24 protein-coding genes are annotated in these 23,749 nt (G+C 38.6%); 18 read left to right on the top strand and 6 right to left on the bottom strand.

Features of this window, described 5'->3' with window-relative positions:
• Nucleotides 1–165: 165 nt before the first annotated feature.
• From F564_RS0106240 to F564_RS0106230, 3 genes are read right to left on the bottom strand one after another with little or no spacing between them, the layout of a single operon-like run.
• Nucleotides 166–888 carry an ABC transporter ATP-binding protein gene (locus F564_RS0106240; protein WP_028121869.1) on the bottom strand — a complete coding sequence of 241 codons (723 nt, stop codon included), beginning with the start codon at nt 886–888 and terminating at the stop codon, nt 166–168.
• A 12-nt stretch (nt 889–900) separates the two neighbouring features.
• Nucleotides 901–1,287: a hypothetical protein gene (locus tag F564_RS0106235; protein WP_154656816.1), complete on the bottom strand. Its 387-nt coding sequence runs from the start codon at nt 1,285–1,287 to the stop codon at nt 901–903.
• A 6-nt stretch (nt 1,288–1,293) separates the two neighbouring features.
• On the bottom strand, nt 1,294–2,535 hold the full coding sequence (locus F564_RS0106230) for an efflux RND transporter periplasmic adaptor subunit (RefSeq protein ID WP_028121867.1): 1,242 nt from the start codon (nt 2,533–2,535) through the stop codon (nt 1,294–1,296).
• 249 nt (nt 2,536–2,784) lie between these two features.
• Between F564_RS0106230 and F564_RS0106225 the strand changes: the two genes are divergently transcribed.
• From F564_RS0106225 to F564_RS0106215, 3 genes are all read left to right on the top strand, one after another.
• Nucleotides 2,785–4,128 carry a sigma-54-dependent transcriptional regulator gene (locus tag F564_RS0106225; RefSeq protein WP_028121866.1) on the top strand — a complete coding sequence of 448 codons (1,344 nt, stop codon included), beginning with the start codon at nt 2,785–2,787 and terminating at the stop codon, nt 4,126–4,128.
• Nucleotides 4,129–4,177: 49 nt separating this feature from the next.
• Entirely contained in the window at nt 4,178–5,494 is a 1,317-nt protein-coding gene (locus F564_RS0106220; protein WP_028121865.1) for a sensor histidine kinase, read from the top strand.
• 154 nt (nt 5,495–5,648) lie between these two features.
• Nucleotides 5,649–6,488: a restriction endonuclease gene (locus tag F564_RS0106215; protein ID WP_028121864.1), complete on the top strand. Its 840-nt coding sequence runs from the start codon at nt 5,649–5,651 to the stop codon at nt 6,486–6,488.
• 74 nt (nt 6,489–6,562) lie between these two features.
• Here the strand turns inward: F564_RS0106215 and F564_RS0106210 are convergent, their stop codons facing one another.
• Nucleotides 6,563–7,099, bottom strand: coding sequence for a DUF4136 domain-containing protein (locus tag F564_RS0106210; protein ID WP_028121863.1), 537 nt, complete (start codon nt 7,097–7,099; stop codon nt 6,563–6,565).
• Between the two features lie 56 nt (nt 7,100–7,155).
• Nucleotides 7,156–7,329, bottom strand: coding sequence for a DUF5522 domain-containing protein (locus tag F564_RS20750; protein ID WP_161625929.1), 174 nt, complete (start codon nt 7,327–7,329; stop codon nt 7,156–7,158).
• Nucleotides 7,330–7,602: 273 nt separating this feature from the next.
• Between F564_RS20750 and F564_RS0106205 the strand changes: the two genes are divergently transcribed.
• The 15 genes from F564_RS0106205 (at nt 7,603) to hisIE (ending at nt 22,951) form a co-directional block, all read left to right on the top strand.
• Complete coding sequence (locus tag F564_RS0106205) at nt 7,603–7,929, top strand: hypothetical protein (protein WP_028121862.1); 327 nt, start codon at nt 7,603–7,605, stop codon at nt 7,927–7,929.
• A gap of 136 nt (nt 7,930–8,065) precedes the next feature.
• Nucleotides 8,066–10,045 (top strand): KUP/HAK/KT family potassium transporter, encoded by a 1,980-nt coding sequence (locus F564_RS0106200; protein ID WP_028121861.1) that lies wholly within the window; start codon nt 8,066–8,068, stop codon nt 10,043–10,045.
• Between the two features lie 28 nt (nt 10,046–10,073).
• Complete coding sequence (locus F564_RS0106195) at nt 10,074–10,553, top strand: Fur family transcriptional regulator (protein ID WP_028121860.1); 480 nt, start codon at nt 10,074–10,076, stop codon at nt 10,551–10,553.
• Nucleotides 10,553–12,298 carry an OstA-like protein gene (locus F564_RS0106190; protein WP_028121859.1) on the top strand — a complete coding sequence of 582 codons (1,746 nt, stop codon included), beginning with the start codon at nt 10,553–10,555 and terminating at the stop codon, nt 12,296–12,298. The genes F564_RS0106195 and F564_RS0106190 overlap by 1 nt, the downstream gene beginning before the upstream one ends.
• A 283-nt stretch (nt 12,299–12,581) precedes the next feature.
• Nucleotides 12,582–13,760 carry an aspartate aminotransferase family protein gene (locus tag F564_RS0106185; protein ID WP_028121858.1) on the top strand — a complete coding sequence of 393 codons (1,179 nt, stop codon included), beginning with the start codon at nt 12,582–12,584 and terminating at the stop codon, nt 13,758–13,760.
• A 462-nt stretch (nt 13,761–14,222) separates the two neighbouring features.
• Nucleotides 14,223–14,609 carry an START-like domain-containing protein gene (locus F564_RS0106180; RefSeq protein ID WP_028121857.1) on the top strand — a complete coding sequence of 129 codons (387 nt, stop codon included), beginning with the start codon at nt 14,223–14,225 and terminating at the stop codon, nt 14,607–14,609.
• A gap of 50 nt (nt 14,610–14,659) precedes the next feature.
• The gene (locus tag F564_RS0106175) at nt 14,660–15,466 is read left to right on the top strand and encodes an aminotransferase class IV (protein WP_051259583.1); all 807 of its coding nucleotides are present in this window, start codon (nt 14,660–14,662) and stop codon (nt 15,464–15,466) included.
• A gap of 229 nt (nt 15,467–15,695) precedes the next feature.
• Nucleotides 15,696–16,553, top strand: coding sequence for an ATP phosphoribosyltransferase (hisG, locus tag F564_RS0106170; protein ID WP_028121855.1), 858 nt, complete (start codon nt 15,696–15,698; stop codon nt 16,551–16,553).
• Nucleotides 16,553–17,845: a histidinol dehydrogenase gene (gene hisD, locus F564_RS0106165; protein WP_028121854.1), complete on the top strand. Its 1,293-nt coding sequence runs from the start codon at nt 16,553–16,555 to the stop codon at nt 17,843–17,845. The genes hisG and hisD overlap by 1 nt, the downstream gene beginning before the upstream one ends.
• Complete coding sequence (gene hisC / locus F564_RS0106160; RefSeq protein WP_028121853.1) at nt 17,835–18,869, top strand: histidinol-phosphate transaminase; 1,035 nt, start codon at nt 17,835–17,837, stop codon at nt 18,867–18,869. Before hisD ends, hisC begins: the two co-directional genes overlap by 11 nt.
• Nucleotides 18,870–18,924: 55 nt before the next feature.
• Complete coding sequence (gene hisB / locus F564_RS0106155; protein ID WP_028121852.1) at nt 18,925–20,058, top strand: bifunctional histidinol-phosphatase/imidazoleglycerol-phosphate dehydratase HisB; 1,134 nt, start codon at nt 18,925–18,927, stop codon at nt 20,056–20,058.
• A gap of 95 nt (nt 20,059–20,153) precedes the next feature.
• Entirely contained in the window at nt 20,154–20,735 is a 582-nt protein-coding gene (gene hisH / locus F564_RS0106150; protein WP_028121851.1) for an imidazole glycerol phosphate synthase subunit HisH, read from the top strand.
• 163 nt (nt 20,736–20,898) lie between these two features.
• Nucleotides 20,899–21,621 (top strand): 1-(5-phosphoribosyl)-5-[(5-phosphoribosylamino)methylideneamino]imidazole-4-carboxamide isomerase, encoded by a 723-nt coding sequence (gene hisA / locus F564_RS0106145; protein ID WP_028121850.1) that lies wholly within the window; start codon nt 20,899–20,901, stop codon nt 21,619–21,621.
• Nucleotides 21,615–22,367 carry an imidazole glycerol phosphate synthase subunit HisF gene (gene hisF, locus F564_RS0106140; RefSeq protein WP_028121849.1) on the top strand — a complete coding sequence of 251 codons (753 nt, stop codon included), beginning with the start codon at nt 21,615–21,617 and terminating at the stop codon, nt 22,365–22,367. Before hisA ends, hisF begins: the two co-directional genes overlap by 7 nt.
• Complete coding sequence (hisIE, locus tag F564_RS0106135; protein WP_028121848.1) at nt 22,364–22,951, top strand: bifunctional phosphoribosyl-AMP cyclohydrolase/phosphoribosyl-ATP diphosphatase HisIE; 588 nt, start codon at nt 22,364–22,366, stop codon at nt 22,949–22,951. The genes hisF and hisIE overlap by 4 nt, the downstream gene beginning before the upstream one ends.
• 28 nt (nt 22,952–22,979) lie before the next feature.
• Here hisIE and pdxH read toward each other — a convergent pair whose 3' ends face one another.
• Nucleotides 22,980–23,630 carry a pyridoxamine 5'-phosphate oxidase gene (pdxH, locus tag F564_RS0106130; RefSeq protein WP_034980913.1) on the bottom strand — a complete coding sequence of 217 codons (651 nt, stop codon included), beginning with the start codon at nt 23,628–23,630 and terminating at the stop codon, nt 22,980–22,982.
• Nucleotides 23,631–23,749 lie beyond the last annotated feature (119 nt).

The raw sequence follows: 23,749 nt of genomic DNA, 5'->3' as shown, positions 1-23,749 counted from the left end.
GAAAAATCACAGAGAAACAGAAGCTTCTGAATCCCTGTAATTAATTATAAAATAGTTGAATGAATGTTCTCATATCAATAGGAATCAATTCCTATAATTTGGTAAATTGTCCTTCCTGTTGGAACTTTTAGTTCGCCTCCTTTGGCGGGGTTAAGGGAGGATTTTTTACTCAAAATTCTTGGCGTCTGCTTTTTCGAAGACGTCTTTTCTTTGAGTCGAATGTTCTTCGCTGAAGATCTCGCCGTCTTTCATATTCACGATTCTGGAAGCATAACCAGCGTCATAAGATGAGTGTGTTACCATCGCGATGGTAGAACCTTCTCTGTGAAGTTCTGCCAAAAGGTTCATTACCTCATTTCCGTTGGAACTGTCCAGGTTTCCTGTTGGCTCATCGGCAAGAATGAGTTTTGGTTTTGTGACCAAAGCTCTTGCAACGGCCGCTCTCTGCTGCTGACCGCCGGAAAGTTGCTGTGGATAGTGTTTCGCTCTGTGCGCGATATTGATTTTCTCCATAATTTCCCCCACTCGTTTTTTTCTTTCTGAGGAAGAAACGCCGTTGTAGATCAATGGAAGTTCAATATTTTCATAAACCGTGAGTTCATCTATCAAATTAAAATTCTGAAAAATGAAACCTATATTTTTCTTTCTGATGTCTGATTTTTTTTTCTCAGAAGTTCCAATGGTTTCAACAGATTCAAATTGGTAAGAACCGGAAGAAGCACTATCTAATAATCCAAGAATATTAAGGAAAGTTGATTTTCCACAACCTGAAGGTCCCATTATCGCTACAAATTCGCCTTCTTTGATGCTAAGGCTTACATTGTTTAAGGCGTTGGTTTGTACATCTTCGGTTTTATAGACTTTTGAAAGGTTTTGAATATTTATCATTTTAGTAATTTTTTAAAGTGTTATTTTTCTGATTTCGCCTGCTTGATTGATATAATATTTTGAGTTTAAATCTCTGGTCAAAGTAATGTTTTTCCATTCCACGCCTTTGATTCCTTCCAGATTAATTTGGTTTCCCTTTTTGGAATATTGAACCAAGAAATTGGAATTTTGTTCGTCTGGATTTTTCTCCAGATTCGCCATTGCATTTTCATTAAGAATTACTTTTCGATATGAATCAAAACTTAAATACGAATAATTGCAGCCTTTGGAACATTCAAAAATGACGTGATTGTTTTTGAAAGAAATTGCCCATTCTAATTCAGTCAGCTTACTTTTTGGATTCTGAGAATATGCCATAACTGAGAATGAGCATAATAATATTAGGAATATATTTTTCATAACTAATTATTTTTGAATATCTAATATTTCATATTTCTTAAGTTCCGTATAATCTGACGTAATCACGGTTTCGCCTTGTTTCAATCCGGAAACGACTTCATAATACATTTGGTTTTCTCTTCCGAGGTTGATGTTTCGTTTTTCGGCTTTGTTGTTTTTCAGGACAAAGATCCATTTTCCATTCGTGTCTTTGTAGAAATTTCCTTTCGGAATCATCACGCTTTGTGTATCGGCAGACAATTTCAACTTCACGCCGAAGGTCATTCCGATTTTTAAGTTTTCAGGTTTTACATCCACAAAATTAAGTTCTACAGAAAATTGTCCGTCTTTCACTTCCGGAAGGATTTTGGTAATAATGACTTCAAATTGTTTCGCATTGCTTTCCAGACTTCCTTTGATGCCGTTTTGCAGTTTATTGATGTAATATTCATCCACTTTTGCGATCAGCTTGTAACCGCCCATCAAATCTACTTTTCCGATGCTTTCACCACTTGTCAGATTTTGTCCTAATGAAATATTGAACGATGACAATCTTCCTGAAACAGGCGACATAATCAGGAAATTATTTTTATTGGAACGAAGAATATTAAGACTTTTTTCCATTTGATTGATAGAATTATTGATGGCAGAAAACTGAGAATTTCTAGAAGCTTTTTCACTTGAAGCGCCTTTTTCTACAATTACTTTTCTTTGTTTTTGATAATTCAGATTTTGCAAAGCGATGTCATAATCGGTTTTCTTTCCGATTTCCGCATCGTACAATCTTTTCTGAAGATTGAAACTTTGCAACGCCGTATTATAATCATTTTGAGACTGCAACAACTCTTTATCCTGATTAAATTCCTGATTCTTCAATTCCAAAAGTGAACTTCTCATCTGACTGATTTGTTGCATAATCCCAGTTTCCTGATTCAGATAATTAAATTCCGTATTCGGGTTGTAAACCCTCGCAATGGGTTGATTTTTAGTGACCATTTGTCCGTCCTCTGCAAAAATTTCCTTTACTGCACCACCTTCTAAAACATTCACTAAAGATGAATTAAGAGATTGCGTTTGCGCCGTCACCATCAACATATCTTCGAATTTGCCGTTCGTCACAGCATCAGTTTGAATATCTTCCAATTTCACATTGTACGTTTTTTTCTGAGTCAGAAAATACCATCCAAAAACTGAAACTGCCAAAGCGGAAACAACGATTATTGATATTAATTTTAGTTTGGACTTCTTTTTCACTATTTTCGTATCCATATTTAAGATAACTTATTTAATTACAGACTATTACACAATGCAAATGCCAGAGATTTATAACTTTGTAACTCTCTGAAAATGTGAATACATCTATTTTAATTAATTTTAACACTGTTCATTATCGGACACTTTTTGTGCGAAAACGAACAGCTTTAGTTGAGAGTAATTAGTTTTTAGTTGATTGTTTCATTAATATTTGTCATCCTGAGGTTCTCGAAGGATTATCAAAATTTAATTTTAAATTCAAAAATGCGAAAAAAAGAAGCTCATATTTTAATAGTTGACGATGACGAGGATATATTATTCTCGGCGAGAGTTTGGCTCAAGAAATTTTTCACAGAAGTGAGCTGTCTCAGCCAACCAAAGAATATTCTGAAATTTTTAGCAGAACATCAGATTGACGCGGTTCTTCTCGATATGAATTTCCGCAAAGGCTTTGAAAACGGACAAGATGGTTTGTATTGGATGAACGAAATCAAAACTTTGGAACCTCAGCTTCCCATCATTCTGATGACCGCGTATGGCGAGGTGGAATTGGCCGTGGAAGCGTTGAAAAATGGTGCTTCGGATTTTATTCTGAAACCTTGGAATAATGAAAAACTGTACGCTTCCGTGAATCTCGCAGTTGATATTTCCAGAAAAAATAAAAAACTCAATCAGTGGGAAAATGTTAGCGTCAAAACCAATCAGTATCAGCTGGCAACGCAGTCTTTTGCGATGCAGGAAGTGATGGAGCAAATCACGAAAGTGGCACCGACTGACGCCAATATTTTGCTTTTGGGAGAAAACGGAACTGGAAAATATGTTTTAGCTGAGCATATCCACGAATTATCTGAAAGGAAAAACCAGCCGTTTGTTCATATCGATTTGGGAAGTCTTTCGGACAATTTGTTTGAGGCAGAATTATTTGGTTATAAAAAAGGAGCTTTTACAGATGCCAATCGGGATTATTCTGGTAAAATTGAAAATGCACAGAACGGCACTGTATTTTTGGACGAAATCGGGAATCTTCCGCTTCATCTTCAAACCAAATTATTGAGTTTAATTCAAAATAGAAAATTGACGAGAATTGGGGAAAATAAAGAACGAACTTTAGATGTTAGATTTATTTTTGCAACCAATGAAAATCTTAAAAAAGCCGTTTCTGAAAATCGTTTCCGAAAAGATTTGTATTACCGGATCAATACGGTAGAACTTCAAATTCCGAGTCTCAGAGCTCGATTGGAAGATATTCCAACGCTTGCAAATTACTTCTTAGAAAAGTACAAACAGAAATATCATAAATCAGATTTAGCTTTAAATGAATCTTTAATTAATGAGTTAACGACTTATTCTTGGCCTGGAAATATCCGAGAATTGGATCATTCTATGGAAAGAAGCGTGATTCTTTCTAATGAGAAAAATCTGAAATTATTAATGCCTCAAGATGAAGAATCGGACAAACCAATGATCAATCTTAACATCGAGGAAATGGAAGAAATCCTCATCAAAAAAGCGTTGAAAAAACACAGAGGAAATATTTCTCTTGCGGCGGAAGATCTGGGATTGTCACGAGCTGCGCTTTATAGAAGAATGGAAAAATTTGAGTTGTGATTTGGTTGATCGTCAGTCGTTTTCGACGATAGATTTTTAAATTATTGGTATGAACAAGCAACAATGTATTTGGCTTTTATTTATTCTGTTGGCGATTGCCAGCGGGATTTTCGCCTTCGATTTCTATTCACAAAACAAATGGATCAACTTCGCTTTGTTTACGATGGTCAGCATTGGTTGTATCGCTATGGCTCAGGTTTCGGCTTTGTCATTTATTCAGAAAAGTGATAAAATAATATGGGCGATTCAGAAAAAAGATTTTTCTCTTTTCCCAAAAACAGAGGGAAATGCTTTAGTTGATAACGCTGTAAAACTCTATTACCAAAGCAAAGAAGAGCATTTGTCTTTGTCATCCTACAAACTTTTGTATGAAGAAATTCTGAATCAATTAGAAATCGGGTTGATGATCCTTTCCGAGAAAAACAATCAGTGGGAAGTGTTTTATGTGAACCCAATTTTCCTGGAAACATTACAGATTCCGAAATATCATTTCTGGGATTTGTACGAATCCAAAACCTCAGAATTTTATAAAATCATCGAGCAAACCCACTATGAAAACTCACAGGAATTTTTTGATATTTCTATCAATGAAAATGTAACACAGTCATTTTCCCTTCGAACGAAAAAAGTACAAAATATCAAAAACCGTTTCTGTATCATCAGTTTAGAATCTGTTCAGAAAATCATTGAGCAAAAAGAAAAACTCGCTTGGAACAACTTGATGAAAGTCATTTCTCATGAACTTTTAAATACTTTAACACCGGTTAATAGTTTGATTCAAAACCTGGAGTACATTGCCAATCAGGAACTTATCAGCAAAGAAGATCAAGACGAAATGAAGGAAAGCCTGATGATCATCAATTCAAAATCAAAACAATTGCTGAATTTCGTTGACGATTACCGGCAGGTTGCTGAACTTCCGAAACCGGTTTTCAAAACCATTTCTTTAACGAATATTGTAGCGTCTGCGATCAATTTCCTCAAACCAGAGTTTGAAAAAAATCAGATTAAAGTCATTCATTCTTTAGAAAACCAAATGATTTTTGCAGACCAAAAAATGATTGAACGCTGTTTGATTAATCTTTATTTGAACGCAATTTATGCTGTCGCCGATCATCCAGAAAGAGTCATCAAAACTGAAATCAAAACTTTCAATAAGCGTGTTTTGTTAAGTGTTGAGGACAACGGAATCGGCATCTCAAATGAAATTAAAGACAAGATTTTCCTTCCGTTTTTTACGACCAGAATCAGCGGTTCAGGCATTGGTTTGACGCTCAGCAAAAGTATTATCGAAGCGCACAAAGGTTATTTAAATTATAAACCTTTGGAGCAAGGCAGCCGATTTGAAATGTGGTTTGTTGAATAAATAGAAGAAAATTTTAACGCAAAGGCGCAAAAATTTATTGAAAATCATCAAATAAAAAGTCGCAAAGTTTTTATCTTCGATCATATAATTTGCGACTTTCAACATTATCAAAATCTAAAAAATTGCGCCTTTGCGTTAAAAATCCAACTCAATTATGAAAATCAGAAATAACGCTGGCGAAATTGTAGAATTTGAAATCAGTAAACTAGAAAATTCACTTCGGTATTCCGGAGCAGATGAAGTTTCTGTGAAAAAAGTGTTGGAAATTATTTTGCCAAATTGCATAGATGGCATTACAACGCGCGAACTTTACAAACTCGCTTTTGATGAACTGAAGAAAATCTCAAATTCTGTTGCCGCAAGATACAGTCTGAAAAAAGCATTGCTGGAATTGGGACCTGCAGGATTCTATTTCGAACAATGGATTGCCAGAGTTTTCCAAAACATCGGCTATAAAACCGAAACCGGACAGCTCATAAAAGGTCACGCCGTGACCCACGAAGCCGATGTCATCGCTAAAAAAGACGAGAAAACCTATTGGGTAGAATGCAAATTCCGGAACGATGAGGAAACGAAAATATCCGTCACGACGCCAATGTACGTCTTGTCCAGAATCAAAGATATTTCCGGAATCAATTATAATTTGTTTGGTACACCAACCAACTTTACGGATGGATGGCTGATTACAAATACTTACTTCACCAAAGATTCTATCGCTTTCGCAGAATATTACGGACTCAGATTGCTGTCTTGGGATTACCCAAAGGACAAGAATATCAAAAGCCTAATTAACCAAAATACTTTATATCCAGTCACTTGCCTCACAACACTTGACGAAAAACAGAAACAAAAACTGCTGGAAAACAAATGTGTTTTGGTAAAGGAATTATTCCAAAATCAGAATTTATTAGACATTTTGGAACTCAATCCAGAAAGAAAATCAGAAATATTAAAAGAAGCCAAAGAACTTCTGGTCATCAAAATTTCGGAATAAAAAACCGTCTCGTTAAATAACGACACGGTTCAAGATTTCTAAACTCTAGATTCTAATTTCTAAAATACATCTTTTTATCTCCCTTTCTGCGGCGGATAATTCGCCATTATTTCAGCAACTATTTCCGGAATTTGTCTTTGTTTCGATTTTGGAGAATCTACAGAAAGTCCGCTTCCGATTCCCTGCCAAACCAGTTTCTGGGTTTTCGCATCAATCATATCCAAGATAATGGTTCCGCTGTTATAATTATTGGTCCAGGTATTTCCCATCCCGAATCCGCCGCCCCATCCGTAAGGTCTTCCCCAACCGAATCCGCCTCCGTAAGAAGTGGTGATATCCTGTACTTTTTTATGAGTTACTTTTACATTCACGATCAAATCAGGATTCTGAGCCGCTATCAAAGCCTTCGCCTGCAATTGCTTAGACAACTCGTTCAGGACTCTGTCTTTGTCTATGTCATTCAGTTTCAAATCGTCTGTTCTCAGAAGATAAGTTTTGTAGTTCGCAAAATTGGCCGTTGCAGCATAGTCAGATTTCACCTGAAAAGGGCTGCACGAAGTCACTCCCAAGGAAACTGCTGCCAGTAATATGAAGAAATATTGTTTACTCATTTTATATCTGTTTTTTTGTTGGAATTCGTGAATCTCAGATTTCATAATATAGGTGTTTACTTAGATTTCTTAATGAAGGTATCCGTCTTTTTATCGTAACCGTACGGGCAATGTCTGCATCCACTTTTACAGCAAAAGCCGCGTTTCAGGTGGAACTTTTCTGTAAAAACCTTATAACCTTGCTCGTTATAATAAAAGTCTTCATTCTCTTTGATGTCATTTAGTTTCATAAGTTAAAAAACTGTACCAAAATTTTTATCTTTGATCGATTATTAATGAGAATTTTTATGGCAGCTTTATCCGCCTTCCACTCCCAAACCTAACGAAGTGGTTCGACGAAGTCAATCTTTTTTGCAGACGCTTCCCACCAAGTTGAACGTGAGTCCACGCAAAAAAGGATTTCCGCTCAAGTCGGGCTGCAGGATTATTCATCAATCCACATCTATGCATTACAATTTAGATCCAGCATCTGATTTCTAACATCTAAACTCTAACTTCGAAGAATGATAATTGTCTGCCAAAGATTACTCAAAAATACTAAAATTTCGGGGATTACTCTGTTTCCGTTTATTTTCCTGAAAAAAAAGGAATACAGACAGAACAAAGTACTCATCAACCATGAGAGAATTCACCTTCGTCAGCAGCTGGAACTTTTGGTCATTCCTTTTTATATTTGGTATCTGTCAGAGTATTATATCAACTATCTCAAATACAAAAACTCTGACCTTGCTTACCGCAACATCAGTTTCGAAAGAGAAGCTTATGAGAACGATCAAAACTTAAATTACCTAAAAAAAAGAAAAATATGGAATTTTGCTGCATACTTATAAAAACGAAATATAACCAACTATAAAACAGCAACATAAATATTAAAACACGCTTTAATATTACATTTTCATCAAAAAAATTCCTTAGAATGTAAAATAATCTAAATTTGCAGAATTATTTTTACAACAAGCCTTTATTATGTCGCAAGATAGCAGCGGTCATTTTGACCTCAAAAAACTTTCCTTGATTGGAGTTTTAGTTTCATTGGGAATTGTTTTCGGAGACATCGGAACATCACCTTTGTACGTTATGAAAGCCATCATTAACGCTGGAAAAGCGGGTGGAATCATTTCTGAAGAATACATAGAAGGTGCACTTTCGTGTATCATTTGGACACTTACTTTACAAACCACGGTCAAATATGTTATCATTGCTTTAAAAGCAGATAACAAAGGTGAAGGCGGCATCCTTTCGCTCTATTCTCTCGTCAAGCGTTTTAAGAAAAAATGGCTTTACCTGATCGCCATTATTGGAGGTGCGGCTTTGGTGGCGGACAGTATCATCACGCCATCACTGACAGTCATGTCTGCCATAGAAGGTCTGGAGCTGGTAACACACAAACCACCTGTTGTTCCCATCACATTGGCTATTTTGATCATTATTTTTGTCGTTCAGCAATTTGGAACCAGTTTCATTGGGAAGTTCTTTGGACCTGTCATGGTGCTTTGGTTTCTGGTTCTGGGAGGTTTCGGCCTGGTTCATCTGGTAGAACATCCAACTATTTTGAGAGCTTTCAACCCTTACTACGCGGTCAAATTAATATACAATTCGCCTAGTGCCATTGTTATTTTGGGTGCTGTTTTCCTGTGTACAACAGGAGCAGAAGCTTTATATTCTGACCTTGGACATTGTGGCATGAAAAACATACAAGTAAGCTGGATCTTTGTAAAATCGATGTTGATCCTGAACTACCTTGGACAAGGTGCATGGCTACTCAGCAATTACCACGAAGTTTTCCGTGGGAAGAATCCCTTTTTCGGAATCATGCCAGAGTGGTTTATCATTCCCGGTGTCGTGCTCGCAACTGCAGCAGCTATCATTGCCAGTCAGGCGGTAATTACTGGTGCTTTCACGATGTTCTCGGAAGCAATGTCGCTCAATTTCTGGCCCAATCAGGAAATCGAATACCCATCGGGAATCAAAGGCCAAATGTACATTCCGAAAATCAATTGGGGAATTCTTTTATTGTGTTTCATTGTGGTTATATACTTCAAAGAATCAGGCAAAATGGAGGCCGCTTACGGACTTTCCATCACTGTCACGATGCTGATGACTACCATTTTATTGATTTTCTGGTTTCTCAAAACAAGAACCAATAAGATTTGGATCGCCCTTTTTGCATTGGTTTATATCGTGATAGAGGGTGGATTTTTCAGTGCCAACATCATCAAATTCTTTGACGGAGGCTGGATGTCTGTCATCTTAGCTGGATTTATTGGCATCTGCATGTACGCCTGGTATAACGGGAGAATCATCAAAACAACCTTCATCAAATTTGTGAAACTGGAAAAATACATCTCAACCATAAAGGATATGAAGCTGGATGAGACCATTCCAAAATACGCGACCAATCTTGCCTTCATCAGCCGTGCGAAGAGAGACGATGAAGTAGAATCAAAAATTATTTATTCCATCATACGGGCGCAACCTAAGAGAGCGGATCACTATTTCATTCTTAATATTGTCAACCAGGAAGACCCTTACAGTTTCAAATATAATGTGGAAGAGATCCTACCGGGCACTATTTACAAGATCAGTTTCTTACTAGGTTTCAAGAGAGACAGAAGGATCAACGATTATTTCCAACAAGTCTTGGCAGAGATGATGGAGGAAGGAACGATCCCATCCAGAAGTTCGCATCCATCACTTAGAACACACAATATCCCGCCGGATCTCAAATTTGTCATCATTGACAATGTTTACATCAATGACTTCCTGCTCACGATCCGAGACAAGATCATTCTCAACATCTACAATTTTGTAAAAAAACTGGGAAGTAATGATTTCACGGCTTATGGCGTCGCGAGCCACAATGTTGTTGTAGAATCTGCACCACTGCTGGATCAGAAGATCAAAACAGAGAAAATAGAAAGAGTCGAAAGCAAGCATTTTGATTAATCAGAAAAAAAAACGCTAATTTTGTAAGATGGATACGAAACAAAAAGAGTTGAATATCGCAACTATAAAAGATGTTTTAAGACAATACCTTATGGACAAAGGCTTCCGCAATACTCCGGAGCGTTATACCATTTTGGAAGAGATCTACAATATGGAGCATCATTTCAACGTAGACGATCTTTATCTCCTGATGATGCAGAAAAAATACCACGTCAGCAAGGCTACGATCTACAATACGATCGAGATTTTTCTGGATGCAGGCTTGATCAGAAAGCACCAGTTTGGTGAAAAAACACTCAGTACATCCTCTTACGAAAAATCCTACTTCGATAAACAGCATGACCATTTGGTCATCTACAGGGAAGATTCTGACAAAGAAATCGCTGAGATCATAGAATTTTGTGACCCAAGGATCCAAGGGATCAAAGAATCAATAGAAAAAGCATTTGGTGTGAGTATTGATACACATTCCCTATACTTCTACGGACACAAGAAGTCTGAAAATTAATGAAGAAATCTTTTCTTTTCATATTACTTTTAGTTGTTATAAAAATCTTTTCACAAGTAGCACCAAGCCAAAATACAGGCTTGGTAAAAGATCCTTTTTTCAACAATTCAAATCAAAAAACCGAGACTTCCAAAAAAGTGATCAACAAGCATGCGGATACCTTTGGTGTGAAAGTGGATCAATACCAAGGAAATCCAGTCTTCTCAGGACATGTTGTTTTTGAACACCAAGGCTCTGTTCTTACTGCTGATGAAGTCGTTTTTTATCAAAAAGAAAACTTTCTGAAAGCCATTGGAAACGTCGTCCTCACCACTTCTGACGGAAGCAAAATCACCGCTCAAGAAATGGAATACGATGGGAATACAGAACGTGGAATCGCCAGAAAAAATGTAGTCCTTACAGACCCGAAACAGACTATCAAGACAGAAACCCTCTACTACGACAAAATCCCAAACACCGCTTACTTCAACACCGGAGGAACGATCTACAGTAATGACGGCAGCGTGATGTTCACCAAATCAGCCACTTATTATCTCAATACAAAAATGATCGACTTCATCGGTCGTTCCAATATTGAAACGGATAAATACACCATCGTCAGCGATAATATCAGGCAAAACCAAAACACGGGCGCTTCAGATTTTTCTGGTCCCACCACGATCCGGGACAAAGCCAATCCGAGAAATTACGTTTACACAGAACTAGGTACTTACAACTCCAAAACAGGCGAATCTTTCCTTAACAAAAATTCCAGGATCCATTACAACGACAAGATCCTAACCGGAGACAAACTCTACTTCAACAGAAATACAGGTTTCGGAAAAGGAAACGGCAATGTCACATTAGACGATCCTAAACAAAGCCGCTATATCAAAGGTGGTTACGGCGAGATCTACGAGAAAAAAGATTCGGCAATGGTGACAGATCAACCTTACGCTGTGAAAATCCTTAGCAAAGATTCTGTTTACATCGCTGCAGAAAAATTCCTGACTTACCAAAAGCCAGATTCTGCAAATAAACTTAAGAAAAAAAGCTTCCTGAGAGCATTCCGAAAAGTACGGATTTATAAAACAGATATGCAGGGTCGTGCAGATTCTCTCAGCTTCAACGAGACCGATGGTGAGATGCACCTGATGAGAAAACCAATGCTTTGGATGGGAGTGAAGCAGATCACCGGCGATGAGATCCGCATCTACAGCGATCCCGAAAAAGAGATAACAGACTCCATCCGTGTTTTGGGAAATGCATTTGCAATCAGCAAAGCAGATTCGCTCAATATGAAAGACGAATTCCACCAGATCAAAAGCAAAAATATGATGGTCTATTTGAAAGACAATGCCATCGATATCGCAAAAGCCGTCGGCAATGCACAAGCCATCAATTACGCAGATGACACAAATGAAAAAACCAAAGAGGTTACAAGAATCGGTGTGGCACTGTCCACATGTGGCGAGATCGTTGCGCAGTTTTTGGAACGTCGTCTGGAAATCGTAGATTGTAACATCAGTGCCAATACAGACACTTATCCAATGAGCAAAATCGCAAAAAACGAGCGCTTTTTCAAAGATTTCAATTGGAACACCAAAGACCGTCCGCAGAAGTGGCGCGACATTTTCCTAGACACACCCAACTATCCAGAAACCATCTACCAGTCAGACAATTATCTCTTTGAACGGGCAGATGCCGAACGCAAGAAACTCGAAGAAAAGAACAAACCGAAAACGCCAGTTCGGGTGAAGAAATAATTAATTTGCCCGGTTCCTCAGCGGAGCCGAAGTATGGGCGCCTTAATCCGCCTTCCGTTCCCGCTTTTTTCTTTTCGTGACCTTCGACTTCGCTCAGGCCACAAAAAGAAAAAGAGCTCCACTCAAGTCGGGGCGCGCTTCGCAAAGTTGAAACTTTTATTATTTGATAGAACGGAAACGCAAAATTCGCGAACTTTGTACAAGTTTAGAACGCCATTGATTTTCAAAATCACCGAATCTAAATCTCACTTCTAAAATCTAATTTCTAACATCTCCTTAAAAAATGAACCAAAATTTCTTCAAATACCAAGCCCAAACAACACCTTATGCCGCAGGTTTCGAAGTGGAAAAAGCAGCAGGAAGTTACATCTACGGAAAAAACGGAATCGCTTACCTGGATTTTGTAGCCGGCGTTTCTGCCAACACACTGGGACATTCGCACCCGAAGATTGTAAACGCCATCAAAGAACAAGCAGACCAATATCTCCATGTGATGGTCTATGGCGAATATGCGCAGGAAAAACCAGTGGCGCTTTGCAAACTTTTGGCAGAAGCTACACCGGTACCTTTGGAAGTGACTTATCTCGTAAACTCCGGAGCAGAAGCTATTGACGGTAGTTTGAAATTGGCAAAACGCTACACAGGTAGAGAAGAGATCATCGCTTTCAAAGAAGCCTATCACGGGAACACCCACGGGGCACTTTCTGTGGCAGGAAACGAGTTTCACAAAAGAGAATTCCGTCCGTTGCTGCCAATGGTCAACTTCATCGAGTTCAATAATGAGAATGACTTTGATAATATCACAGAGAAAACGGCTTGTGTAATTGTGGAAACCATCCAGGGTGCTGCAGGCTTTATTATGCCGAAAGATAATTACTTCATTCAACTGAAAAAGCGTTGTGAGGAAGTAGGCGCATTACTGATTCTTGATGAGATCCAACCTGGTTTTGGAAGAACGGGAAAACTGTTTGCGTTTGAGCATTTTGGGATTGTTCCTGACATTCTTGTGATGGGAAAAGGAATGGGCGGAGGCGTTCCGGTGGGCGCATTTATGAGTTCTAAGGAAATCATGACCAGCCTTTCACATTCGCCGAAGTTGGGACACATTACGACTTTTGGAGGTAACCCATTGATAGCAGCCGCTTCATACGCCACTTTGAAAGAAGTTCTGGAAAGTGGATTGATGAACGAAACTGATAAAAAAGAAAAACTCTTCCGAGAATTGCTCGTGCATCCAAAAATCAAAAATGTGAACGGAAAAGGTTTGATGTTGGCCGTGAATCTTGGAAGTCCTGTATATACTTTGAAAGTAGCTTCCAGATGTATGGAAAAAGGCTTGATTGTCTTCTGGCAACTTTACAGAAATGAATATATGAGAATTTCTCCGCCTTTAACCATCTCGGAAGAGGAAATCCGAAAAGGTTGTGCCATCATCTTAGAAGCTTTGAATGAAGTGGAATAGACTTTTCCCAAACATTCTATTTTAACATCCAATTTGTCATTCCAGAGGAATCTTGACAGCGAAATTTAGATTGACTTCGTCGAACCACTCTGTTAGGCTTCCTATGGAATGAAAAATTTGTGTCTTTAGGACAAATCTTGATTTACCGACGAATCTGCAGCCCGACTTGAGCGGAAATCCTTTTTTGCTTATACAAGAGTTCAACTTAACGGAAATCTGGAGCAAAAAAGATTGACTTCGTCGAACCACTTCGTTAGGTTTGGGAGCGGAAGGCGGATAAAGCTGCCCAAACCTTCAGGCTCGAGGGAATCAAATAATCAATGGTTTGTAGGTTTTTCGCCTATTACAGAGAAGCTAATAAAAGTCATACATTATTTCTATAAAAAATTTAACTTTCAATAGACATTTTGATTTGGAAATAAAAAATTAATTTATATATTGCGCCACAATTAGAATTTGAATATGACGAAAACGAAAGTGCAGTACGAATACAATATGCATTGTCTCTCAGAGATCTTGTACGAGTATTTGGCAAGTGCAGAAGGACTATCAGAGTGGTTTGCAGATGATGTGGTGGAGCGTGGAGACGATTTCTTTTTCAGTTGGGGAAATAGCCCTGCTGAGAAGGCTACGATGATCAGATACAAGCCGGAGAGTTTTGTGCGTTTCCGTTGGGAAGAGGACGAAGGGTCTAAGTATTTCTTTGAACTTTCTATTGTCATAGACGAGATCACAGATGACCTTTCTCTTAACATTACCGACTTTTGCGAGCCTGGCGATGAGGAAGAAAACCAGCTCTATTGGGAAAATTTGATAGAAAATCTACAACTAAAATTAGGTGCTTCTTAGAAAATAATAGATGAACGATTTTATCGTTCATTATTTTTTTATACCATACCATGCAGAAGATAATTTACACACAAGACCATTTACAATTGCTGAATCGCTCTTTTCTTTTTGGCGATTCTGTTTGGGTTTCATTTTTTATTAGAAACGGCGAAATCATCATGGCTGAGGAATCTTATTTTTTCCTGATGGCTTCGATGAGGAAAATGAGATTGAACATCCCTTTGACTTACACATTGGAGTTTTTCCAGGGACTTTTTCAGAACGAAGTTTTATCAAAAGGCGTTCAGAACGGAATCGTCCAGTTGATGGCTTACAGAAAACAGGACGACAAACCTTTGGCAAAATCGGAAACGGCGTTCTTTTTTGAAGTGGACGAGACGGAAGATGTTTTGAGAATCCAAGGCAATCTGGAGATGGATCTAATCAAAGAAATCAATGTGAATGCTAATCTCCTGAGTAATATCCGCGTTCATTCTCCTGAAAATATCTATGCTCAGATTTATGCCAAAGAAAATGATCTGGACGATGTGATTCTCCTAAATCCAAACAAAAAAATCGCGAGAAGTATTTTTGGAAATCTTTTGTTTTTGCAGGATAATGTGATTAAAATCCCAAAACAGACGGAAGGCGCATACATTTCGCCATTGATGGAGAACTTTGTCACTTTTGTTCATAAAAATAAACTGGCGGAAATAGAAGAAGCGGAAATCATTGCTTTTGAATCTCAAAAAGCGGACGAAATTTTAAGAATTTCCGATGAAAAAGGGGTTCATTCTGTCTCCAAAATCAGGAATAAAACCTTTGAAAACAAAAGGTTTTCGGAGATCGTTCAGCAATGGGCGGCACAATTGATTTAGTTAAATATTAAAAAAAATTAGTTTTAATTAAAATAAGTTATATACATTTGCATTATCAAAATATAAAAATGACTATCCAAATTGTACATCATCATCACCATTTCCTCGCGCAGACGGGAAGGTAGTGATATGTCATAACTTCTAAATATAAACCGTCTGAGTAATCAGTCGGTTTTTTTATTGCATAAATTTTCCTCTTGTTTACTCGGACTTATTTCAAAATCTAAAAATGAGTAAACTGAAATTAGCCTTACAAAAAAGCGGCAGACTTAGCGAAAAATCCCTGAAACTTCTGGAAGAATGCGGCATCAAAGTTTCCAACGGCACCCGAAAACTGAAAGCCGTATCTTCTAATTTTCCTCTGGAAATTCTATTTCTGAGAGATGACGATATCCCACAATATGTAGAACAGGGTGTTGCCGATATAGGCATCCTGGGCCTGAATGAAGTCCTGGAACAGAAGAAGGAAATCGACATTCTGCAAACGTTAGGATTTGCACAATGCAGATTGTCTTTGGCGATTCCCAAAGAAGAAAACTACACCGGCATCCAATACTTCGAAGGCAAAAAAGTGGCCACTTCTTACCCCGAAATTCTTTCAAAATTCTTTCAGGAAAAAAACATCAACGCCCAAATAGAAAAAATTGGTGGCAGCGTAGAAATTGCTCCGGGAATTGGGCTTTCGGACGGTATTTTTGATATCATAAGTACTGGTTCTACCCTACTTACCAATGGTTTGAAAGAAGTAGAAAAAGTGGTGGAAAGCGAAGCCGTTTTGGTATCCAACAACAATCTGTCTCAAGAGCAAAAAGAGATTCTGAAGAAACTATTGTTCCGCATCAATGCGGTGAAAGAAGCTTTTGAAAGCAAATACATCCTCCTAAACGCACCTAATGAAAAATTAGAAAATATCATCAGCATTCTACCCGGAATGAAATCCCCAACAGTGATTCCCTTGGCAGAAAGTGGCTGGTCATCTATCCATTCTGTGATCAAAGAAGACCAGTTCTGGGAAGTGATAGAGAAACTGAAAAACGAAGGTGCACAAGGTATCTTGGTATTGGAAATCGAAAAAATGATCTTGTGATGAAGAACTACAAATATCCCAATACCGCAGAATGGAAATCACTCTGCGAAAGACCTTTACAAAATCAAAAAGATCTTTCTGAACAGGTAAAAATGGTTTTTGATGAAGTGAAAAACCAAGGCGATAAGGCCCTAAAGTTTTTTACAGAAAAATTTGATGGCGTTGTTTTAAACGACTTTAAAGTTTCTGAATCAGAAATCAATGAAGCAATAAATTCGGTTACTGATGACTTAAAATCAGCCACTACAATCGCAGCGGAAAATATCAGAAAATTTCACTTCTCTCAACAGGAAGACAACAAAACCATTGAAACCACGGAGGGCGTTTTTTGCTGGAGAGAAAGCAGAGCGATAGAAAATATCGGAATTTATATTCCTGGTGGAACGGCGCCTCTGTTCTCCACCGTTTTGATGTTGGGGATTCCGGCCAACATTGCCGGATGCAAAAACATTACGCTGTGCTCGCCGCCGGATAAAAATGGAAAAATAAATCCAGCAATCTTATTTGCAGCAGACTTGGTGGGCATCCAGAACATTTATAAAATAGGAGGAAGCCAAGCCATTGCAGCCTTGACTTTCGGGACAGAAACAATTCCCAAGGTGGATAAGATCTTTGGTCCTGGAAATCAGTATGTAACTGCGGCAAAGCAACTGGCTCTTAATTACAATGTTGCCATAGACATGCCTGCGGGTCCTAGTGAAGTTTTGGTGATTACCGACGACACTTCTGTTCCGGAATTTGTAGCCGCTGATCTCTTGTCACAAGCAGAACACGGCAATGATTCTCAGGTGATTTTATTGAGTGTTTCTGAACAGATTCTGAATGAAGTTGGTATAGAAATCAAGAAACAGCTTGCGGAATTGCCACGAAAAGAAATTGCTCAAATTGCGCTGGAAAACAGCAAAGCCATTTTGCTTAGTTCAATCAATGACGCGATTGAGTTTTCTAATCGTTATGCACCTGAACATTTGATTTTATCCATCGAAAACGCAGAGAATTTTACCGATAAAATCACCAATGCAGGTTCTGTATTTTTAGGAAATTACAGCCCGGAAAGTGCCGGCGATTACGCTTCCGGAACCAATCACACCTTGCCAACCAATGGCTTCGCAAAAAATTACAGCGGTGCATCTCTGGATAGTTTTATCAAGAAAATCACCTTTCAAAACATCACCAGAAAAGGCATCATAAATATTGGAAACACCATAGAAATAATGGCCGAAGCCGAGGAATTGATCGCCCACAAAAATGCAGTTTCTGTCAGATTAAAATATTTAGAAAATGGAAATTAACATTCAAAATTTGATCAGAAAAAACATCCTGGATCTCAAACCATATTCATCCGCCAGAGATGAGTTTGAAGGTGAGAATGGTATTTTTCTGGATGCCAATGAAAATCCATTCGGGGAACTGAACCGTTATCCGGATCCTTACCAGAGAAAGATAAAACAAAAACTGAGCACCATCAATCAGATTGCTGCAGAACATATTTTCCTCGGAAATGGAAGCGATGAAGTGATCGATTTGGCTTTCAGGATATTTTGCGAACCCGGAAAAGATAAAGTTTTGACTTTTTCCCCAACTTACGGGATGTATGAGGTCTCTGCTAACATCAACAATGTAGAACTAATTGATATGGCTTTGAATAACGACTTCCAAATCGATTTGGAAACTTTAAAACCTTATCTAAATGATGCAAACCTTAAAATCATTTTCATTTGTTCACCCAATAATCCGACAGGAAATTCAATCAAAACCGTAGACTATATTCTTGAAAACTTCAAAGGAATTGTCTTCATTGATGAAGCTTACATCGATTTCAGTCCGGAAGAAAGCTTCAGAAATCAAATTAAAAATTACCCCAATATCATCGTGAGTCAGACCTTCAGCAAAGCTTGGGGAATGGCTTCTGTGCGAGTTGGAATTGCTTACGCATCGGAGGAAATAATCAAATTTTACAACAAAGTAAAACCGCCTTACAACATCAGTCAGCCCAATCAGAATGCGATTCTTAAAATCCTGGATGATGATCACATAAAGCTTGTTTCAGAAAACATCAATCTGATTTTGAGCGAGAAAAAAAATCTGATTCAAAGTTTGAGACCATTGGATTTGGTTAAAAAGATCTACCCTTCGGACACCAATTTTATTTTGATGGAAGTAGAAAATGCAGATGGGATTTATCAAAAATTAGTAGAAGAAAATGTAATTGTGAGAAACAGAAATTCAGTCATCAAAAACTGCTTAAGAATTACGGTTGGTTCTCCAGAAGAAAATAAAAAACTTATAGAAACTCTTCGAAAAATTAAATTCTGAAAAGTGTCAGGCTGAGGCTCTCGAAGCCATATAAAATAAAAAAAGTCCATAAACAATGAAAAAATTATTATTCATAGACCGCGACGGAACCTTGGTTCTTGAGCCAGAAGATTATCAGGTTGATTCTTTCCAGAAGCTGAAATTCTACCCGCAGGTTTTCACCTATCTTTCAAAAATTGTCCAAGAATTGGATTACGAATTGGTCATGGTGACCAATCAGGACGGCCTGGGAACAGACTCTCATCCGGAAGAAAACTTTTGGATCATACAGAATTTCATCACAGAAACCTTTGAAAGCCAAGCAATCCGCTTCGAAGATATTTTCATCGATAAAACTTTCGCCAAAGACAATGCGCCCACCAGAAAACCGAACACCGGATTGCTAACCAAATATTTTGACGAGACTGTTTATGACTTAAAAAACTCCTTCGTCATTGGCGACAGAATCACGGATATCAAACTGGCAAAAAACCTCAATTCTAAAGCTATTTTTATTAATACCGATGAAAACCTAGGTGCGGATGAGATCTTAGAAAATGATGATCTGGAAAACGTCATTGGTTTAAAAACGACTTCGTGGAAAGACATCTACGAATTTCTGAAACTCGAAAACCGAACGGCCGAAATCATCAGAAATACCAATGAAACCAAAATAAAAATCAATCTAAATCTCGACGGAACGGGAAAATCCAACATAGAAACTGGGATTGCTTTTTTTGACCATATGCTAGATCAGATTGCCAAGCACGGTCAGATGGATTTGGACATCAAGGTGGATGGCGATCTGGAAGTGGATGAACACCACACGATTGAAGATACCGGAATTGCCCTTGGAGAAGTATTTTATCAAGCTTTAGGAAACAAACTGGGAATCGAACGTTACGCTTTTGCATTGCCGATGGACGACTGCCTGGCTCAGGTCGCACTGGATTTTGGAGGCCGCAACTGGATCGTTTGGGAAGCAGAGTTCAAACGAGAAATGATCGGAAAAATGCCAACCGAAATGTTCTTCCATTTCTTCAAATCATTCTCAGACGGTGCCAGAGCCAACATCAACATCAAAGCAGAAGGAGACAACGAGCATCACAAGATCGAATCGATTTTCAAAGCTTTCGCAAAATGCCTGAAAGCTGCCGTAAAACGCGATCCGGACAAAATGATTTTACCATCAACAAAAGGAATGTTGTAATAGACAAATAGATGATAGACGGATAGATGATAAACTTTGAATCTTGTATCTATTATCTATCCGTCTATAATCTATCATCTCAAAAAATTAAAATAATGAATACAGTTATCATAGATTACAAAGCCGGAAACGTCCAAAGCCTTCTTTTTGCAATAGAAAGACTGGGATTTTCTGCCAAGATCACGAGCAATCCAGACGAGATTTCAAACGCAGACAAAGTGATTTTCCCCGGCGTAGGAGAAGCTTCTTTTGCAATGAACTCCCTGCGGGAAACCCAACTGGATCACCTGATTCCGGAACTCAAACAGCCGCTTTTAGGAATCTGCCTCGGGATGCAACTGCTTTGCAAAGACTCCGAAGAGAGCAACACCCAAGCCTTAGGAATCTTCGATGTTTCGGTCAAAAAATTTCCGGATTCTGTTCTGGTTCCGCAGATCGGCTGGAATCAGATTTATGACTTGAAATCAGACTTGTTTCAGGCAATACCTGAGCAAACCTACACCTATCTTGTTCACAGCTACTACGTTGCAAAAAACAAACACACGATCGCCACGACAGATTATTCCGAAGCTTACAGCACCGCTTTGCAGAAAGATAACTTTTTCGGCGTTCAGTTTCACCCTGAGAAAAGTGGAATATTGGGAAGCAAAATATTAGAGAACTTTTTAAAACTATAATCATTTGGGGCGCCTTTATCCGTCCTCCGTTCCCGCTTTTTTCTTTTCCTTACCTTCGGCTACGCTCAGGCAAAGAAAAGAAAAAGAGCTCCACTCAGGCCGGGGCGCGCTTCGCAAGGATCGAAGTTTTCCCAATTAATCGAATATTAAAGCACAATAGAAAATGAGAATTATCCCCGCAATAGACATCATCAACGGAGAATGCGTACGCCTTTCCAAAGGCGATTACAGCCAAAAGACCATTTACAATTCTAATGTCTTGGATGTTGCCAAAAACTTCGAAGCCAATGGCATCCGGTTTCTGCATCTGGTAGATCTGGATGGCGCAAAACAAAACCAAATCATCAATTATAAAATCTTAGAACAGATTTGCAGCAAAACCAATTTAATCATCGATTTTGGCGGCGGTTTGAAATCCGAAAAAGACATAGAAATCGCTTTTGAAAGTGGCGCAAACCAAGTCACTCTTGGTAGCGTTGCTGTTAAAAATCCAGAATTATTCCAAGCTAGTTTTGAAAAGTATGGCTCAGAAAAAATCATTCTAGGAGCCGATGCAAGACAAGAAAAAATTGCCGTTTCCGGTTGGCTGGAAGAAAGTGAAAAAGACATTTACGATTTCATCAAAGAAAAAACAAAATCCGGAATCCAGTATGTGATCTCCACAGACATAGACAAAGACGGAATGCTGGAAGGTCCTTCTTTTGACTTGTATGAAAAGATAATTTCTCAAAATCCTGGAGTTAAATTGATTGCTTCCGGCGGAATTACGTCTGTAGAAGATTTGGAAAAGCTCATCCCAATTGGTTGTGAAGGTGCCATTATCGGAAAAGCCCTGTATGAAAACAGAATGACGTTTAACGATTTAAAACCATTTCTCTCATGCTAGCAAAAAGAATCATTCCTTGCCTAGACATCAAAAATGGCGAAACGGTGAAAGGCGTCAATTTCCTGGACCTGAAAGAAGTCGGAAATCCTGTGGAAATGGCTATCAAATATTCTCAGCAAGGTGCAGACGAATTGGTTTTCCTGGATATCTCTGCAACGGACGAACGCAGAAAAACCTTGCTTCCGCTTGTCAAAGAAATTGCGAAAAACATCAATATTCCGTTCACGGTTGGCGGCGGCATCAATGCTTTGGAAAATGTAGAAGAACTTCTGAAAAATGGTGCTGACAAAATCACCATCAACTCTGCAGCGCTCTCCAATCCAAACCTGATCACCGATGTTGCCAAACGATTTGGTTCGCAATGTATGGTTCTCGCAATTGACACAAAATCCGTTGAAAATCAGCACAAAGTTTTCAGCAACGGCGGAAAAATCGAAACTGAGAAAGAATTATTTTCCTGGGCCAAAGAAGTGGAAAATCTTGGTGCGGGAGAAATCCTCTTAACCTCAATGAACACAGACGGCACCAAAGCAGGATTTGCGATTGACATTACCAAAACACTTTCAGAATTAATTAATATTCCCGTCATTGCTTCCGGAGGTGCAGGTACGATGCTGCATTTTGAGGACGTTTTCACAGAAACCAAGGCTACTGGTGCATTGGCAGCGAGTATTTTTCATTTCAATGAAATCGGAATTCCGGAACTTAAAAATTATTTAAAATCTAAAAATCTACCCATACGATGACTATAAAATTTGATAACAACACAGGTTTGGTTCCTGTAATCATTCAGGATCATCTCAACCGGAAAGTCCTGATGCTGGGTTATATGAATCAGGAAGCATTTGATAAAACTTTGCAGGAAAAGAAAGTCACCTTTTTCTCCCGCTCCAAAAACAGACTTTGGACAAAAGGCGAAACATCCGGTCACTATCTTGAATTGATCGACTGGAAAATAGACTGCGACCAGGACACTGTTCTCATCACAGCAAAACCAATGGGACCTACTTGCCACAACGGAACGACGACTTGTTTTGCGGAAGAAACAGATAAAGGCTTTCTGTACGAATTGCAACAAACGATTTCTAACAAAATTAACCATGATGATGCAACGTCCTACACCAATCAACTTTACAAAAGAGGCATCAACAAACTGGCTCAAAAAGTGGGAGAAGAAGCGGTAGAACTGGTGATAGAGGCGAAAGACCACAATGATGACCTCTTCCTGAATGAGGCGGCAGATCTGATGTACCATTATTTGATCCTACTGAAAGCCAAAGGTTTTACTTTGGAAGCTGTAGAAAAAGTTTTGAAAGCAAGAAGTAAATAAAAAAAATTCCAGCAAATGCTGGAATTTTTTATGGTGCTAATCTGGATATTTTCCAATCAATATGATCTTCCAGCGTATAGATAATCCTGTCGTGAAGACGGTTGGGTCTTCCTTGCCAGAATTCGATTTCGTAGGGTTTTGCGATGTAACCACCCCAATTTTCCGGTCTTGGTATTTCTTTATTTTCGAATTTTTTTTCGAGGTCTTTCAGTTTGTTTTCCAGAAAATCCCTGTTGGGAATTTCCTGACTTTGTGGCGACACTGCTGCACCCAGCTGACTGCCTTTGGGACGAGAATGGAAATAGCCGTCGCTGAGATTTTCCGCAATTCTCTCCACATTGGCTTTGATGATGATCTGTCTTTCCAAACTTGGCCAGAAGAAATTGAGACAGGCTTTGTGTGTTCTCTCAAGTGATTTTCCTTTTCGGCTCTCGTAGTTGGTGTAGAAAATGAATCCTTCCCAGTTGTAGGATTTCAGCAAGACCATTCTTGTGCGCGGACAGCCGTCTTGTTCTACGGTTGAGATCGCCATGGCGTTGGCCTCTGAGACTTCGGAACTATTTTCTGCATCCAAGAACCAATCTCGGAATTGCTCGATTGGGTTTTGTTTGATCTCAGTTTCTATCAACTGGGATTTTTCGTAGGTTTTTCTTTTATCGTGGAGGTTTTCTGAGTTCATCTTCTTTTGAATGCTAAAATTTGTAAACGCAAAGTTCGATAAGATTTTTTAAATACCAACTGTTTTAAGTTCGTAAAGGTGTAAAGCTTAAAAAAGAAAAGGTGAACCAAGTGAAAATT

Origin of the sequence: Epilithonimonas tenax DSM 16811 (genome assembly GCF_000428485.1) — a bacterium.
In the GTDB taxonomy this organism is placed as follows: Bacteria; Bacteroidota; Bacteroidia; order Flavobacteriales; family Weeksellaceae; genus Epilithonimonas; species Epilithonimonas tenax.
Note: the sequence above shows the minus strand (reverse complement) of the source record. Positions and strands in the feature narration are given on the sequence as shown.